Source organism: Methanolacinia paynteri, from assembly GCF_000784355.1.
Lineage (GTDB): Archaea > Halobacteriota > Methanomicrobia > Methanomicrobiales > Methanomicrobiaceae > Methanolacinia > Methanolacinia paynteri.
The window spans coordinates 1-15,883 of the sequence record NZ_KN360926.1 but is presented as its reverse complement, the minus strand read 5'-3'; the positions used below and the strand labels follow the sequence as shown (position 1 = coordinate 15,883).

The 15,883-nt window shown below is 46.8% G+C and carries 15 protein-coding genes; 11 read left to right on the top strand and 4 right to left on the bottom strand.

The features are described 5' to 3' along the window. Positions 1 to 167: 167 nt before the first annotated feature. The 7 genes from METPAY_RS02475 to METPAY_RS02445 all read left to right on the top strand — a co-directional run bounded on the left by METPAY_RS02475 (position 168) and on the right by METPAY_RS02445 (position 7,468). Positions 168 to 1,061, top strand: a complete 894-nt coding sequence (locus METPAY_RS02475) for an Mrp/NBP35 family ATP-binding protein (protein WP_048148825.1) — start codon at positions 168 to 170, stop codon at positions 1,059 to 1,061. A 117-nt stretch (positions 1,062 to 1,178) separates the two neighbouring features. Next, on the top strand, positions 1,179 to 1,829 hold the full coding sequence (gene npdG, locus METPAY_RS02470; protein WP_048148823.1) for an NADPH-dependent F420 reductase: 651 nt from the start codon (positions 1,179 to 1,181) through the stop codon (positions 1,827 to 1,829). A gap of 254 nt (positions 1,830 to 2,083) precedes the next feature. Continuing rightward, positions 2,084 to 3,676 carry an FMN-binding glutamate synthase family protein gene (locus METPAY_RS02465; RefSeq protein ID WP_048148822.1) on the top strand — a complete coding sequence of 531 codons (1,593 nt, stop codon included), beginning with the start codon at positions 2,084 to 2,086 and terminating at the stop codon, positions 3,674 to 3,676. Positions 3,677 to 3,752: 76 nt separating this feature from the next. Further along, the gene (locus tag METPAY_RS02460) at positions 3,753 to 5,447 is read left to right on the top strand and encodes a YgiQ family radical SAM protein (RefSeq protein WP_048148820.1); all 1,695 of its coding nucleotides are present in this window, start codon (positions 3,753 to 3,755) and stop codon (positions 5,445 to 5,447) included. 30 nt (positions 5,448 to 5,477) lie between these two features. Continuing rightward, positions 5,478 to 6,227: an acetolactate decarboxylase gene (gene budA / locus METPAY_RS02455; RefSeq protein ID WP_048148819.1), complete on the top strand. Its 750-nt coding sequence runs from the start codon at positions 5,478 to 5,480 to the stop codon at positions 6,225 to 6,227. 3 nt (positions 6,228 to 6,230) lie between these two features. Then, the gene (locus METPAY_RS02450; RefSeq protein ID WP_048148817.1) at positions 6,231 to 6,911 is read left to right on the top strand and encodes a diphthine--ammonia ligase; all 681 of its coding nucleotides are present in this window, start codon (positions 6,231 to 6,233) and stop codon (positions 6,909 to 6,911) included. Further along, positions 6,908 to 7,468, top strand: a complete 561-nt coding sequence (locus METPAY_RS02445; protein ID WP_048148815.1) for a glutamine amidotransferase-related protein — start codon at positions 6,908 to 6,910, stop codon at positions 7,466 to 7,468. The genes METPAY_RS02450 and METPAY_RS02445 overlap by 4 nt, the downstream gene beginning before the upstream one ends. Here the strand turns inward: METPAY_RS02445 and METPAY_RS02440 are convergent. The 4 genes from METPAY_RS02440 to METPAY_RS02425 all read right to left on the bottom strand — a co-directional run bounded on the left by METPAY_RS02440 (position 7,449) and on the right by METPAY_RS02425 (position 11,141). After that, the gene (locus METPAY_RS02440) at positions 7,449 to 8,231 is read right to left on the bottom strand and encodes a TIGR01458 family HAD-type hydrolase (protein WP_048148814.1); all 783 of its coding nucleotides are present in this window, start codon (positions 8,229 to 8,231) and stop codon (positions 7,449 to 7,451) included. The genes METPAY_RS02445 and METPAY_RS02440 overlap by 20 nt on opposite strands. A gap of 43 nt (positions 8,232 to 8,274) precedes the next feature. Further along, positions 8,275 to 9,477 (bottom strand): ammonium transporter, encoded by a 1,203-nt coding sequence (locus METPAY_RS02435; protein ID WP_084600666.1) that lies wholly within the window; start codon positions 9,475 to 9,477, stop codon positions 8,275 to 8,277. 141 nt (positions 9,478 to 9,618) lie between these two features. Then, the gene (locus METPAY_RS02430) at positions 9,619 to 9,936 is read right to left on the bottom strand and encodes a P-II family nitrogen regulator (RefSeq protein ID WP_048148813.1); all 318 of its coding nucleotides are present in this window, start codon (positions 9,934 to 9,936) and stop codon (positions 9,619 to 9,621) included. Positions 9,937 to 9,950: 14 nt separating this feature from the next. Continuing rightward, on the bottom strand, positions 9,951 to 11,141 hold the full coding sequence (locus METPAY_RS02425; RefSeq protein ID WP_048148811.1) for an ammonium transporter: 1,191 nt from the start codon (positions 11,139 to 11,141) through the stop codon (positions 9,951 to 9,953). Between the two features lie 555 nt (positions 11,142 to 11,696). Between METPAY_RS02425 and METPAY_RS02420 the strand changes: the two genes are divergently transcribed. The 4 genes from METPAY_RS02420 to METPAY_RS02405 form a co-directional block, all read left to right on the top strand. Next, the gene (locus METPAY_RS02420) at positions 11,697 to 12,749 is read left to right on the top strand and encodes a class II glutamine amidotransferase (protein WP_048148810.1); all 1,053 of its coding nucleotides are present in this window, start codon (positions 11,697 to 11,699) and stop codon (positions 12,747 to 12,749) included. Then, positions 12,746 to 14,257, top strand: coding sequence for a glutamate synthase-related protein (locus METPAY_RS02415; protein WP_048148808.1), 1,512 nt, complete (start codon positions 12,746 to 12,748; stop codon positions 14,255 to 14,257). Before METPAY_RS02420 ends, METPAY_RS02415 begins: the two co-directional genes overlap by 4 nt. Positions 14,258 to 14,259: 2 nt before the next feature. Beyond that, on the top strand, positions 14,260 to 15,003 hold the full coding sequence (locus METPAY_RS02410) for a GltB/FmdC/FwdC-like GXGXG domain-containing protein (RefSeq protein ID WP_048148807.1): 744 nt from the start codon (positions 14,260 to 14,262) through the stop codon (positions 15,001 to 15,003). Positions 15,004 to 15,009: 6 nt separating this feature from the next. Then, a partial coding sequence (locus METPAY_RS02405) for a Coenzyme F420 hydrogenase/dehydrogenase, beta subunit C-terminal domain (RefSeq protein WP_048148806.1) occupies positions 15,010 to 15,883 on the top strand: 874 nt, incomplete at its 3' end.

Genomic DNA, 15,883 nt, shown 5'->3' with positions numbered 1-15,883 from the left:
AATTACGATCCTTTTGAACAACAGGAATTGCATGACATGCGAATGAAAGAATCCAAAATATTATTCTGCCGTAGATTCAAAAACAATTGAAACATCTGGCAAAATTGATAGCTTTATGGATTCTGAATAAAAACATTCATTATTCTGATATATGGAGTGGAATTATAATGACAGAGAAGACAGAACAATCATCATGCGACGGGCAGTGTTCATCATGTCCTTCAGCTACAAACTGCAATGATCCCCAGAAAGCGGCTTCAGGAATTCAGCCCAAAGTCCAGATGAACGTAAAGAACGTTATCCTTGTCCTGAGCGGGAAGGGAGGAGTCGGAAAGAGTACTGTAGCAACAAATCTTGCAATGGCGCTTTCGAACAAGGGATACAACACGGGCCTTGCCGATTTGGATATTCATGGCCCCAACATCCCGAAAATGCTCGGAATCGAGGACCAGAAGCTCGGATCGTATGACGGAAAGACCATAGAACCGGTAAAGGTCTCAGGAAAGCTGGGTGTAGTTTCGATGGCATTCCTCCTGCCCGATACATCAAGCCCTGTTGTCTGGAGGGGCGCTATGAAGAATACTGCCATAAAGCAGTTCCTTGAAGATGTCAACTGGGGAGAACTTGATTATCTGGTAGTTGATCTTCCGCCGGGAACCGGGGATGAAGCACTTTCGGTCGCCCAGCTGGCCCCGAATATTGCAGGTGCCGTAATCGTGACAACACCACAGGATGTTGCAATTCTCGACTCTTCAAAGTCCGTTAAGTTTATTGAAAAACTTGGACTGAAGGTTCTTGGAATTATCGAGAATATGAGCGGACTGGTCTGCCCGCACTGCGGCGATGTAATCGATCTCTTCGGAAGAGGCGGCGGAGAAAAAGCTGCAAAAGAGCTCAACGTTCCATACCTCGGGAGCATTCCGATCGATCCTGATATGAGAATCGCAGGCGACGAAGGAAAGCCGTTCATCCTGAAAAGAGACGGGAGCGAACAGAACAAAGTCACATGGAAGCATGTCGACGAAGTAATGGAAAATATTCTTAAACAAATCGACAATTAATTTTTTTCTCAAAATATCACAGGGATTTTTTCGCCAAACTTCGATAACAATCAGTGTTCTCAGTTAAATAGAGAAATATTATCATATTCTCAAATACAACCATATTCAGGAATTATCATGAAGATTGGCATTATCGGAGGTACGGGCGACATTGGTGAGGGGCTTGCACATCGCCTTTCACAGAATCACGAGATCTACATCGGTTCACGCGACAAGGACAAGGCATGCGAGACAAGTGAATGCATGATCAAAGCCCTTTCGGAAAAGGGCATAAATGCCCACTGCCAGGGAGTAACCAACCAGGATGCTGTCGACATGGGCGATATCGTCGTCATATCCGTCAATTACAGGCACCTTGAATCAACGATAAAATCCCTGACAGGTTTTGAAGACAAGATAGTAGTAACTCCGGTTAACCCGATTGGAAAAACAGATCATTTCTACTATGACCCTCCGGAGGAAGGCTCGGCAGCGCTTGCAATTAAAAAAATGCTTCCGGAGAGTGCAAAGATCGTAGGAGCTTTCAACAACATCTCAGCGCAAAAATGGAAGAAACTCGATGAAGTTCTGGATTATTCGGTCGCAGTATGTGGCGATGACCTTCAATCAAAGCAGATCGTTATGGGCCTTGTAGAAGAGGTATCGGAACTTACCGCATATGATGCAGGCCCGCTCGAGTCTTCTTCTATCATCGAGAGCATCACCCCCCTGATACTCAATATCGCGAAATACAACAATATGAAAGATGTAGGGATTAAATTCTACTAATTTTTTTTGTTTCCCCACAAACTATAGAATGATATTTTGCAATTTCCCCATTACAATAATCTATATAGAAAAATTTATAAGCGTCAGAAAGAAGATGTTTGTATGCACTCGTGAAAAGCATGAGTGATGGTGCATGCTAAAACATGCTTTTTTCAGGGAAAACTAGAAATCCTGAAAGTTTAAGGTATACTTATCGCAGGTTTAGTTGTATTCAGAGGTTATATTCCTGCTATACGAAAATCCAGAGGTAAACTATGGCGAATCTAAAGACACCAAATGCAAATGAAGCTGTACACACATCGAACCGTTCAAGAAATGTCGTACCTATGTCAGGCATGTGCTCGAGATGTGTTGACGGATGCAAAGGCAACTGTGACATCTGGCTGTCCTCTTTCAGGGGACGTGAAGTACTGTACCCGGGACCCTTCGGCGAAGTAACCGCAGGAGCGGATAAAGACTACCCGATCGATTATTCGCATCTTAACATACACGGATATGCAGTAGGCGCCAACGGGCTGCCGGAAGGAGTCAGTGCAGATCCCGACACTGCGGTTTTTGAAGATGTCAACACTGAAACCGAATACGGATGGGATATCAAAGTACCGATGAGGGTTCCGATCTTTACCGGTGCACTCGGATCGACCGATATCGCCCGCATAAACTGGGAGCACTTTGCAGTAGGCGCCGCAATATCGGGAATTACACTTGTATGCGGTGAAAACGTGTGCGGTGTAGACCCCGATCTTAAACGCGACAACAAGGGCAAGGTCATAGAATCACCCGAGATGGACAGGAGAATCGAGACCTACAAGAAGTTCCACGAAGGTTACGGAGAGATCCTCGTCCAGATGAACGTCGAGGACACCAGGCTCGGAACAGCCGAATATGTCTCGAGCAAGCACAATCTTGAAACTCTCGAACTCAAGTGGGGACAGGGAGCAAAATGTATCGGCGGTGAGATCAAAGTTCGCTCACTCTCAAGAGCGACTGAACTCAAAGAGCGTGGATATATAGTTCTTCCAGACCCGACACGCCACGACATCCAGAAGGCCTTTGAAGACGGGGCAATCAAAGAGTTTGAGCGCCATTCCCGTCTTGGATTCGTAACAAAGGAAGGATTCCTCGAAGAAGTCGACCGTCTCCGTGATATCGGTTTCAAGAGGGTCACTCTTAAGACAGGCGCATATTCGATGAAGGAGCTTGCAATGGCGATCCGCTATTCATCGGAAGCAAAGATCGACCTTCTTACGATCGACGGCGCACCCGGCGGAACCGGAATGAGCCCGTGGCCGATGATGAACGAATGGGGTATTCCGACATTCTATCTACAGTCACTTGCATACGAATTCGCAACAAAACTCGAGAAGAAGGGGTACCGCGTACCCGATCTCGCCATCGCCGGCGGATTCGCAGACGAAGCAAACGCCTTCAAGGCACTCTGTATGGGTGCACCGTACTTCAAGGCAGTCTGTATGGGCCGTGCACTCATGATCCCCGGAATGGTCGGAAAGAATATCGGGAAATGGCTCGAGAAAGACGAACTCCCGAAGACAGTTTCCAAGTACGGCACAAAGATTGAGGAGATCTTCGTATCTTACCAGGAGCTCAAAGAAAAATACGACGGAAGAATCGACGAGATCCCGCTCGGAGCAGTCGGCATATACACATATGCTCAGCGCTTCAGAACCGGCATGCAGCAGATCATGGCAGGAAGCCGCAATTTCAGCCTGAATTCAATTTCCAGAAACGATCTTATGGCATTGACACCCGAAGCCTCGGAAGTATCGGGAATACCGTACGTTATGGAATCATACAAGGACGAAGCTCTGGACATTCTCCTTGAATAATCCCCCATACTTAACCTTTCTTAACATTTTTCTTCTTTTAATACAATCTTCTAACAGCAGTTCAGGCAATTTCATTATGTTTCTTCCGACCTCCAGACTTGAGATGCAGAAACAGGGGATCGAGCAGTGCGACATCGTCATTGTAACTCCTGACGCATACGTTGATCATCCCTCTTTTGCAATGGCTATTCTCGGCAGATTTTTAGAGAGACAAGGCTACAAAGTAGGAATTCTCTCGCAGCCAGACTGGAAGAACCCTGAAAGTTTTCTTGAACTGGGCGTTCCGAGGATAGCATTCGCCGTCTCTGGAGGTCAGGCCGACTCCATGGTCATAAACTATACCGCAAAAAAGATCCCACGAAAGGAAGACCGGTTCTGTGAAGACGGAAATCCATATTTTTCCAAAAAAGGGGAAGGAAAGAAATACAGGATCAGACCCGACAGGACAGTGGCGGTATACTGCAACCAGATTAAGACCGCATGCAGGGATGTCCCGATAATCATCGGGGGAATCGAGGCGTCTCTCAGGAGAATTGCACATTATGATTTCTGGTCAGATAAGATCCGGAGAAGCATACTTTTCGATTCAAAGGCAGACATCCTTGTCTACGGAATGGGAGAATACCCTCTTCTTGAAACTGTACAAAATCTCGAAAACGGGATCCCCCCGGAAAAGATCCGGGTTCCGAATACGGCTGTTATATGCAGGGAATTCGACGATTATCAGAATGATGAAAACACCGTTATACTTCCTTCATTCAAAGAGGTTGAAGATTCGAAAGATAAATTCGCAGAGGCATGGAGACTCTTTGAAAAGAACGACGACCGGAATGTTCTGGTCCAGAAATATGATACAAGATACTATGTCCAGCAGCCTAAACAACAGGTAGCGCCGGAAGAGCTCGATTATATCTATGATCTCAGGTTTGAACGAAGGCCGCATCCGAAATATAAACGAATCCCTGCCTTCGATATGATCGAAACTTCTGTTACATCGCACAGGGGCTGCTTCGGGGACTGCTCGTTCTGTGCAATATCCGCACACCAGGGAAAAGAGATCGTATCGAGAAGCAGGGACTCGATATTGAAAGAGGTTAAAGCGATATCAGGGATGAATAATTTCAGGGGAACAATAACCGATATCGGCGGACCCACGGCCAACATGTACGGATCGAAGTGTGCCTCCGGCGGATGCATATCTCATGACTGTCTCAAATCAGGTGAAGGCTGTAAAAATCTTGTTCCCGGAACGAAGGAATACCTGTCGATACTCGACGAAGCCCTGAGAATACAGAGTGTCAAACGAATACAGATAAATTCAGGGATCAGGTATGAACAATGCATTCTCAATGATTCAGCCATCGAATCGATACTCGGAAAATATATCTCGGGAAGGATGAAGATCGCACCCGAGTCAGGAAGCGATAAAGTCCTTGAACTTATGAATAAACCGTCTGTGAAAATATTTGAAGATTTTTACAAAAGATTTGCAGGCATACGTAAAAAATCCGGCCTGAAATGTATACTCACTCCTTATCTCATTACAGGCCACCCGGGAGAAGGAGAAAAGGAAATACTTGAAACCTCGGAGTTCCTTAAAAGATTCGGGCTCTCAGGTGCGCAGTCCCAGATCTTCACACCCACCCCGATGACAAGATCGACGGCCATGTATTATCTCGGGTACGATCCTATGACAGGTCAAAAGACCGAATCGGAAAAAGACAGAAAGAAACTAGAGAAACGAAAGACATATCTCCTGAACAGGAGCTGACATTAACAGTTACTTCTTCACGGGTGAGAAATGAGAAAAGAACATCTTCTGGGTTTTGGAGCCGCAATCGCGATAGTATTTTTCATATATGCGGCACTTGCATCAGTAATGCCCGCTGAAACGGAGATCACCGACACCGTATACCAGTCAGCTCCTTTTGAATGGCTTTCCGAAGGAAATTACAACGGAACGATATCATATGCAGAGGTCTTGGAACACGGAGATGCGGGACTAGGGACCTTCGACAAGCTTGACGGCGAGATGATACTTATCGACGGTTTCGCATATCGCGTTGCAGACGACGGAACAGTACACACCGTTACCGGCGAAATGACAACTCCTTTCGCAGAGATAACATATTTCAATCCCGATTTGGTCGTGAAGATAGATCATCCAATGAATTATTCGGAGATCAGGGACTACATCAGTGAAATATTGCCCTCGAATGCTACGATCAGCACCATAAGGCTCGACGGTCTGTTCAGCGAGACCCTGACACGAAGTGTTCCCGCACAGGATTATCCCTACCGGCCGCTTGAAGAGGTAATCTCGGATGAACAGGCGACATTTCCAGATACAAATGTCAAAGGAACTGCAATAGGCTTTTATCATCCAGAATACATGAGCGGAGTTAATGCGGAAGGATTTCACCTGCATTTCATAAGTGAAGACAGGAATTACGGGGGCCACCTCCTTGATCTCACGATGGAATCGGGAACAATAGCAATTGATTCGGAAGATTCCTACACGATGATGAACCCGTGGACGAAAGATGAATAAACCATGAAACTTGGCGTTCTGTTCTCCGGTGGAAAAGATTCGGCGTTTGCATGCCATATGGCGATGCAGCACGAGGAGGTCGCATGCCTGATCTCGATCATCTCTGAAAACGATCACAGCTATATGTTCCACACGCCGAATGTGAATCTTTCATCCCTTCAGGCAGAGGCCGCCGGCATCCCGCAGATCCTGGTCGACACCCCCGGAGAAGAAGAGATTGAACTGGAGGACCTGAAGAGAGGGATCGAGGAAGCTGTTGACAGATTCGGCATCGGAGGAATTGTCACAGGTGCAGTCATGTCCGTATACCAGGCTGCAAGGATACAGCGAATCTGCCATGATCTCGATATCTGCTGTTTTTCACCCCTTTGGTATACAAACCAGGAAGACTACATGCAGAAGATCATCTCCTCCGGTTTTAAGGTCATTATCGCCGGAGTCTTCTCATATCCTTTCGATGAAAGATGGCTGGGAAGAGAGATCAACAGGGAAATGATAGACGAATTAAAGATCCTCTCTGAGAAATATTCAATTACCCTCTCGGGTGAAGGCGGGGAATATGAATCGTTCGTCCTCGATGCCCCGTTCTTTTCCAAGCGAATAGTTATTGACGAATCAGAATCATTCTGCAGAAATTACAACGGGCGGTTCATCATAAAGAAAGCCCACCTGGAGGATAAATGATACTGGTAATCGATCTATGCTGGAAGGAGGATTCATTATCGAAACCTGAATTCGTCGGCCCGATTGCAGATATTGTAAAGTCATCGGGAGAGCAGTTCAGGATCGTTCACCATCTCTCAAAAGATCTTAAAGTTGGAGATGAATTCAACGGGATAATACTTTGCGGGACGGCTTTAAAGGATAATGAATTCAGGAAAAATAAACATTTATTTAGCATAATTAAAGAGATCAAACTGCCAGTCATGGGAATTTGTGCAGGAATGCAGGCCGTTGCACTCGCATACGGAGCAAAACTTGCGGAGTCATATGAAACCGGCATGAACGGGATAAGAATAATTAAAGAAGATGAAGTACTGGGAGAAAAAAGGACGATTCAGGCCTATAAACTTCACGGGATGAGAATTGTTCCCGGTGAAGAATTCATAGTACTAGCAGAATCGGACAAAGGCCTGGAGGCCGTGCGTCATTCTGTCATGCCAGTGTGGGGAGTTCTCTTCCATCCCGAGGTCAGAAACGAATGGGTCGTCAGGAATTTCATCAATTACTGTTCCCGATAATCTCCGGGAGATCACCAATTGAATCGATAATCCTGTAAGGGATAATTTCTGATTTTTTCAGCTTTTCCTCGCTGAATTTTCCGGTTCTGACCAGTATCCCCCTGACACCGATATTTTGAGCCCCTCCAACATCACTGTTGATATCGTCACCTATCATGATCGCATCAGGGGCTTTGACATTCATGGACTCAAGAGCCTTTGTGAAGAACGAGGGGGAGGGTTTTCCCACAAGAATGGCGGATCTGCCGGTGGCATATTCAAGACCGAGTACAAACGGGCCTGCGGATAATGACAGCCCGTCGCTGTCCATCCAGTACCTGTCTTTTTCCAGGGCATAAAATTCAGCACCTTCGTTAATAAGTCTGAATGCCTGATTCATGGATGAATAATCAAAATTATCACCTGCATCTCCGACAATAACCACACCGGCATCAGATATATTCTCAGTTATGCCGTCTTTCAGGATATCCTGCCGTACATCTCCCCATGTAAGCAGAAAACAGTTCTTCACGTTGTTCTCCTTCAATATCGAAACGACGACAGAAGCCGGAGTAAATATATGCCCGGCCGGAATATCAAAGCCGTAACTTTCCAGTTTTTCAGAGATAGATTTCTTTGATTTTCTCGTGGTGTTCGAGATGCACCTGAAAGGGATTTTGCTATCTTCCAAAAATCCGATTGCATCGGAAGCCCCGGGGACTGGCTTGTCCCCGGTATAAAGGACCCCGTCTATGTCAAGAAGAACTCCTTTTATCTTATCCATAAGGCATCAGTCCATTCAGAATTAATTAAGATAAGAGTGGATTTTATGGATATATAGTCTCACCGTGCTGGGCAATATCAAGACCGACATATTCTTCGTCTTCAGATACCCTGAGACCGATAAACGAATCCACAATTTTTGCAAGGACAAATGTACCGGCAAATGCATATACGACTGCAGCAACTGCAGCAATGATCTGTACCTGAATAAGGCCGAAATTTCCTGAGAATATCCCTGCCACACCGCCAATCGCCGGAATTGCAAATATACCCAGCGCAATCGTGCCCCATAGACCTCCAACTCCGTGTATAGCCCAGGCATCGAGTGACTCATCCCAGTCTTTCTTAAGCCTTAACAGCATCGCACCGTAACACACAAGACCTGCTACGATTCCTATGCATACCGCAGCCATCGGCCCTACGAAACCCGCCGCAGGCGTGATTGCCCCGAGGCCCGCAATTGCTCCGGAGATCATACCCATGGAACTGGGTTTGCCTTTTATCCAGGCAGCTGCGAGCCATGACAGTGCGCCACATGCTGCAGAGACATTGGTTACTATGAATGCGTTAATTGCAACTTCATTGACCGCGAGAGCGCTTCCGGCATTAAACCCGAACCATCCGAACCAGAGAAGTGCACCGCCGAGAAGCGTCAAAGGAATATTGTGGGGCTCCATGTTGTGATCGCCATATCCGAACCTTGATCCGACTGCAAGTGCAAGAGCCAGTGCCCCGAAACCTGCACCGATATGAACGACAATTCCTCCGGCAAAATCAAGGGCTCCGATCTGTGACGCCCAGCCTCCGCCCCACATCCAGTGGGCAAGCGGATCATATATCAGGGTAGTCCACAAAAGTCCGAATATAATAAAGGCACTCAGTTTTACTCTTTCAGCTACAGCAGAAGTGATAATTGCAAGTGTTATGGCGGCAAAAACCAGCTGAAATACCATAAACAACAGATCGGGAATAGGCTCTCCGTCCATACCAACACCGTTGAGGAATGCATAATCCAGTCCGCCTATAAAACCGGCGATATCCGGACCAAATGCCAGGGAATAACCGAAGAATATCCATTGTACCGTGACAAGTGCAAAGGATATGAAAGAAAGCATCAACATAGAGATCAGGTTTTTCTTCCTGACCAGACCACCGTAAAAAATTCCCACAGCAGGGGTCATCAGCATGACCATTGCAGTGCATATGAGAATAAAAGAAGAATTTATCATTATTTCATTAATTTCCATACTCATCTCCATACAAATAAATGTGAGAAGGAAGTACGCTTCCGATAAATTATAAAATTATCTAAAATATCCGGGGAATCAGTTAAAATGGAAAAGTTGTAAAAGAGGAAGTAAATTTGGTTTTTCTAAAGGAGAAGGACTTTATTCAGCCCTTACTCCGATAGACTTCTCGATATCATAAACGAAGACCTTGCCGTCCCCGTTCTTTCCCGTCTGGGCATTTGTACGAATGATATCTATAACCTTGTCCACCAGTTCATCCTCAAGAACGATCTCTATCTTGACCTTGGGGATCATGTCGACCATGATCTCCTTTCCCCTGAACTGGAGAGCAATTCCCTTCTGCTTGCCACGCCCTCTAACTTCAGTTACAGTCATTGCATGGAATCCATTTCCAAGAAGTGCTTCTGATACCTTGTCAAGTCTTTCCGGACGAATTATTGCTTCAACCTTCTTCATTTAAACACACTCCCTTACAGTAGTGATTCTCCAAACTGGGCAATGTCAGTGCCCACGTATTCTTCATCTTCAGGTACGCGAAGACCAATTGTCTTCTCGACAACCAGGGCGATTACATATGTTACTACAAACGCGTAGACCATTGCAACCACTGCGTCCAACAGCTGTATTCCGAACTGTTCCGGATTTCCGTAGAGCAGTCCGTCTACTCCTCCGATCGTTGCAACACAGAAGATACCTGTTGCAATTGCACCCCAGAAACCGCCTACGCCATGGATTGCCCATGCATCAAGCGATTCGTCGAGCCCCTTCTTGACACGGAACAGAAGTGCGCCGTAACAAAGAAGTCCTGCAACAAGACCTATTGCAATTGCTCCCATAACATTAACAAATCCTGCGGCAGGCGTAATTGCTACAAGACCTGCAATTGCTCCCGAGATCATTCCCAGTGAGCTGGGCTTTCCATGATACCATGATGCAAACATCCATGTCAATGCACCGGTCGCCGCTGCAATGTTTGTTACGACAAACGCATTTGCTGCAATTCCATCAGCTGCAAGTTCACTACCTGCGTTAAATCCGAACCAGCCGAACCATAGCAGGGCACCGCCAAGAAGCGTCAGCGGAATGTTTGCCGGCTTCATAGTTTCCTGGCCGAATCCGAGACGCTTACCGATTATAAGTGCTGCAGCAAGGGCACCGAAACCTGAACTGATGTGAACTACGGTTCCGCCTGCGAAGTCGAGTGCACCAAGCTGTGAGGCCCAGCCTCCACCCCATGCCCAGTGTGCAAGGGGATCGTACACCAGTGTAGTCCATAGGAGTCCAAAGACAATAAATGCACTGAGTTTCACCCTTTCAGCCATTCCGGATGTAAGGATCGCAAGTGTCAGGCCTGCAAACACCAGTTGGAAAACCATAAACAGGATGTCAGGTATTCCATCACCATCAAGGCCAACACCGTTAAGTGCAAAGTGATCAAGACCACCGATGAATCCACCGATATCAGGTCCGAATGCAAGAGAGTATCCGAAGATTACCCACTGAATACTAACAACGGCAAAGGCAACAAATGCCAGTGCGATCATTGATATAACACTCTTGTTGCGAACCATTCCACCATAGAACAGCCCGACACCAGGGGTCATCAACATGACCATTGCCGTACAGATAATTATAAACGCCGTATCTCCACTGTCAATCATTTTAACTACTCCATCATTTTCCGGTAACAAATGGATACTTCCACTACCGGCGCTTACCCAAAAAAACTTTTGGGCAGCTTTTATCATGATTTGACAGAAGGAAGTGGTGTTCTACCATATATAAATATTTCTTTTTTAGGGAAAATAGATTATATAATCTATATACAGAGGTCTGGCAAAGCTTCCACCAGCATTCTGCCGATTAAATAAAGTTTTAATTAATCTTCTTCAAATTTTTATTTTGAAACCGGAATTCCCACAATGATTTCTTTGAGAAAAAACGGGCCACACCATAAATACATTTCAGCCAGGTCCCACAGAATTAAAATACCGGCCCGGAAATCTTACATCAAATTTCCAGACAGATCGGGGAAGTGCAGGCCGAACATGATCACATATAGATACAATAAAGTTTTTGCACTCCATACTCTTAGTAGTGAGATCATGTAGGATGGAATTTTCCTTCTACATATTACTATATATATTTAGTCAATCTTAGTTAATACGGGATATTGGATATTACCCATATAATCCGATTTGGTTTTAGTGGTCATCATGTGTGGAATAATCAGTGTCATCGATCGTCTCGGAAACAGCATGGACGGAGAGGCGATAAAAAAGGCATTATCATTAATGGATGAAAGGGGGAGCGGAGAAGGAGCAGGCTATGCTGTGTACGGAGCGTATCCTGACTATGCAGACTACTATGCACTTCACGTGTTCTATGACAACCTTCTCGAACCCAAAGCTGCAGTAGAGGAACTCCTGGAAAAATGGGGAAAAATTGAACATTCAGAAGAGATTCCGACATACAGCAGCGGCAGAATGGTGAAGAAACATATTCCCTGGAGATACTTTTTCAAACCGGACACTTCACTCTTTGCCAACAGAGAATCAAAGGAAGAAGACGCCATAATCAGTCTCATAATAAAGATAAATACGGAAATAAACGGGGCTCTTGTTTACTCTTCAGGAAAAAACATCGGAGTGTTCAAGGCATCGGGATGGCCGGAAGAAGTCGCGGACTTCTACAGGATCCAGGATTATGAGGGTTATCTCTGGCTCGCACATAACCGCTACCCGACCAACACATCAGGATGGTGGGGCGGGGCACATCCGTTCAACCTCCTTGACTGGAGCGTCATCCACAACGGAGAGATCACATCTTACGGGACGAACAGGAGATATCTTGAGAGCTTCGGTTACAAATGCACGATGCTTACGGATACCGAAGTAGTCGCATATCTTGCAGATCTTCTGGGACGAAGGCATGAACTCCCTCCCGAGATGATGGTTAAAGCTCTTGCACCTCCTTTCTGGGACGAAATCGACGAAATGCCTGAAAAAGACAGGAACCTCTACACTGCAATGAGAATGGCATACGGCCCCGCGATGATGAACGGCCCGTTTGCAATTGTAGTCGCCAGGCCTGATTACATCGCGGGATTCACCGATCGGATTAAACTCAGGCCCATGGTGGCCGCAGAAGCTGGTGATCGCCTGTATATATCTAGTGAAGAGGCTGCCATCAGGGTCATGGAGCCAAATCTTGAAAATATCTGGATGCCGGATGCAGGAGAACCGGTTATAGGGAGGCTTCGCAGATGACCACAGGAGCAACACCACCAAAATACAAGATTAAAATAGACGACGATGAGTGTATGCTATGTGAACGATGCATAGACAACTGTTCATACGGTGTTTTCAGGCGCGAAGGACAAAAGATCGTCGCTGATTCCCGCAAATGTACGGCCTGCCACAGGTGCATCGCCATGTGCCCGAGGGATGCAATCACACTTATCGAAAAACCGAATGATTACAGGAGCCATCCTCTGTGGACACGGGATGCAAGAGAGGCCATATACAAGCAGGCGAACTCCGGCCAGATTATACTCTCGGGAATGGGCAATGCACGCGACTACCCTATTATCTTTGACCGTATCGTTCTCGATGCCTGCCAGGTTACAAACCCGAGTATAGACCCGCTAAGAGAGCCGATGGAACTCAGGACCTACATAGGAAAGAAGCCGCGGCAGATCACCCTGGAAAAAACAAAGTCGGGAGACTGTGATCTAAAAACAAAACTTTCCCCCAATCTCAAACTCGAGACTCCCGTCATGATAGGCCACATGAGCTACGGTGCAATATCACTAAATGCACAGCTTTCAATGGCAAAGGCCGTATCGGAGATGGGCACTTTCATGGGAACGGGAGAGGGAGGACTTCACAAGAAACTCTACCCTTACCAGGATCACATGATCGTGCAGGTCGCATCGGGAAGGTTCGGTGTCGATATCAATTATCTCGAAAGAGGAGCGGCAATAGAGATTAAAATAGGGCAGGGAGCAAAACCAGGTATCGGAGGACACCTTCCCGGCGAGAAAGTAGAAGAGGAAGTATCGAAAACCAGGATGGTTCCGCTCCACAGTGACGCCATAAGTCCCGCACCTCACCATGACATCTACAGTATAGAAGACCTTGCACAACTCGTAAGGAGCCTGAAAGAGGCAACCGAGTGGAAGAAACCGGTCTTCGTTAAGATTGCAGCAGTCCACAATGTTGCCGCAATCGCGGCAGGAATTGCCCGGTCTTCTGCAGATGTAGTAGTAGTCGACGGATTCAGGGGAGGAACTGGTGCCGCACCAAGAGTATTCCGCGACCACGTGGGAATACCAATTGAGGCCGCCATTGCCGCAGTAGATGACAAACTCAGGCAGCAGGGCATACGAAACGAAGTATCGCTTGTGGCAAGCGGAGGGATCAGGGATAGTGCAGACCTCACTAAAGCCATCGCACTCGGTGCCGATGCGGTTTACATAGGAACTGCAGCACTCATCGCAATGGGCTGCAGGGTCTGCGGATCATGCTACAGGGGACTATGTCCGTGGGGAATCGCCACGCAGAAGCCCGAACTCGTCAGCCGGATAAACCCGGACGAAGCGTCAAAGAATGTCGCGAACCTCATCAAAGGATGGACTCTCGAACTTGCAGAACTTATGGGTGCCGCAGGAATCAACTCGCTTGAAAGCCTGAGAGGAAACCGCGACAGACTCAGGGGCTACATGCTTGACGAAGAGATGCTGAAGGTCCTTGATATTAAGCCAATAGGAGCATGAACATGGAACCAGTAACGATCGATGCAAAGAATCTACATTATACTCCGCTGAATATCAGGATCAGGGAACTCATCGCAGAGGGAAAAAAGAAGATCATCCTGAACAATATCTGCGGCCAGAGATTTATCGGAAACGGGATCAGGGGTGATGATGTCGAGATAACAGTCAACGGCGTTCCCGGAGGCGATCTCGGCATGTTCATGTGCGGCCCGACAATTATTGTTCGCGGGAACTGCGACCATGCTCCGGGAAACACCATGGATTCGGGCAAAATCGTCATTTACGGAAGTGCAGGAGATGCTACCGCTCACAGCATGCGTGGAGGAGAGGTATTCGTAAAATGCGATATCGGGTACAGGGGCGGGATCCACATGAAGGAGTACAGCGAAAAGCGCCCTGTCCTTGTTGTAGGAGGAAAAGCAGGATCTTTTTCCGGTGAATACATGGCCGGAGGACTACTGATAATCCTCGGCATTGACAGAGAAGCACCCGTGAAAGGAAAAGGGATCGGAAGCGGTATACATGGCGGAAAGATAATCATCCGTGGAGACATCGATGAAAAACTGCTCGGTATCGGTGCAAAAAAAGAGCAGCTTACCGAAGACGACCGTAAAGATCTTGAAAAGTATCTTAAAGAATACTGCAGGCTGTTCGATTACGATTACAAGGAGCTTTCCGAATCCGTTTACACTAAGATTGTGCCGGCAAGTGCAAGACCGTTTGCAGGAAAATACTGCTGGGAGTGATTCATTATGGGAATAAATTACGAAGATTTGAAGAGAGAGGTCTGGGACAAGGGGATCTGCTCCGGCTGCGGCGCATGCGTAGCCGTCTGTCCTGCAAACGCAATCATATTTAAAAAAGGAGATAACTCAGAAGCACCTGTGAACACCGGCTACTGTAAGGACCTGACAGATCATGTAAAATGCGGCGCATGCTATGCGGTATGCCCCCGTACAGGAGATGCGGCATCGGGCAAAAAGATGCTCGGTGAATACATCAGCATCGGTTCCGCAAAATCGGCATTTGAAGTCCCGGGAAGACAGAGCGGAGGTGCAGTAACTGCATTGCTCTCAAACGCCTTTGAAAGCGGACTTATCGACGGAGTGATAACAGTCTCTGAAGACCGGTGGACTCACGAACCGTTCTCGGTTTTGATCACCTCAGATGAAGCCATAACCGCATCCGCCGGGAGCCGCTACAACTGGTGGGTTCCGACGCTTGCATCTCTCAAAGAAGCGGTTATAAAGAAAAAATTAAGCAGAATCGCTGTAGTCGGCACTCCATGTGCCGTACAGGCGCTCAGAAAGATGAAGGAGAGCGACAACGATCTAGTAAGACCCTTCGGCAATGCAATCAGGCTGATAATAGGACTCTTCTGCACCGAGACCTTTGATTACGGAAAACTGATCGACGGAAAACTGAAATCGGAACATAATATCGAACCGTGGAATATCAAAAGCTTCGATGTAAAAGGAAAACTTGAGATCAGGATGAACGACGGTTCCGTTCAGGTTATTTCATTAAAAGATCTCGAAGAATGTATAAGGCCGGGATGCTTCCATTGTACAGATTTCACAGCAATCGATTCCGATATCTCGGCAGGTTCTGTCGGCAGCGAAGACG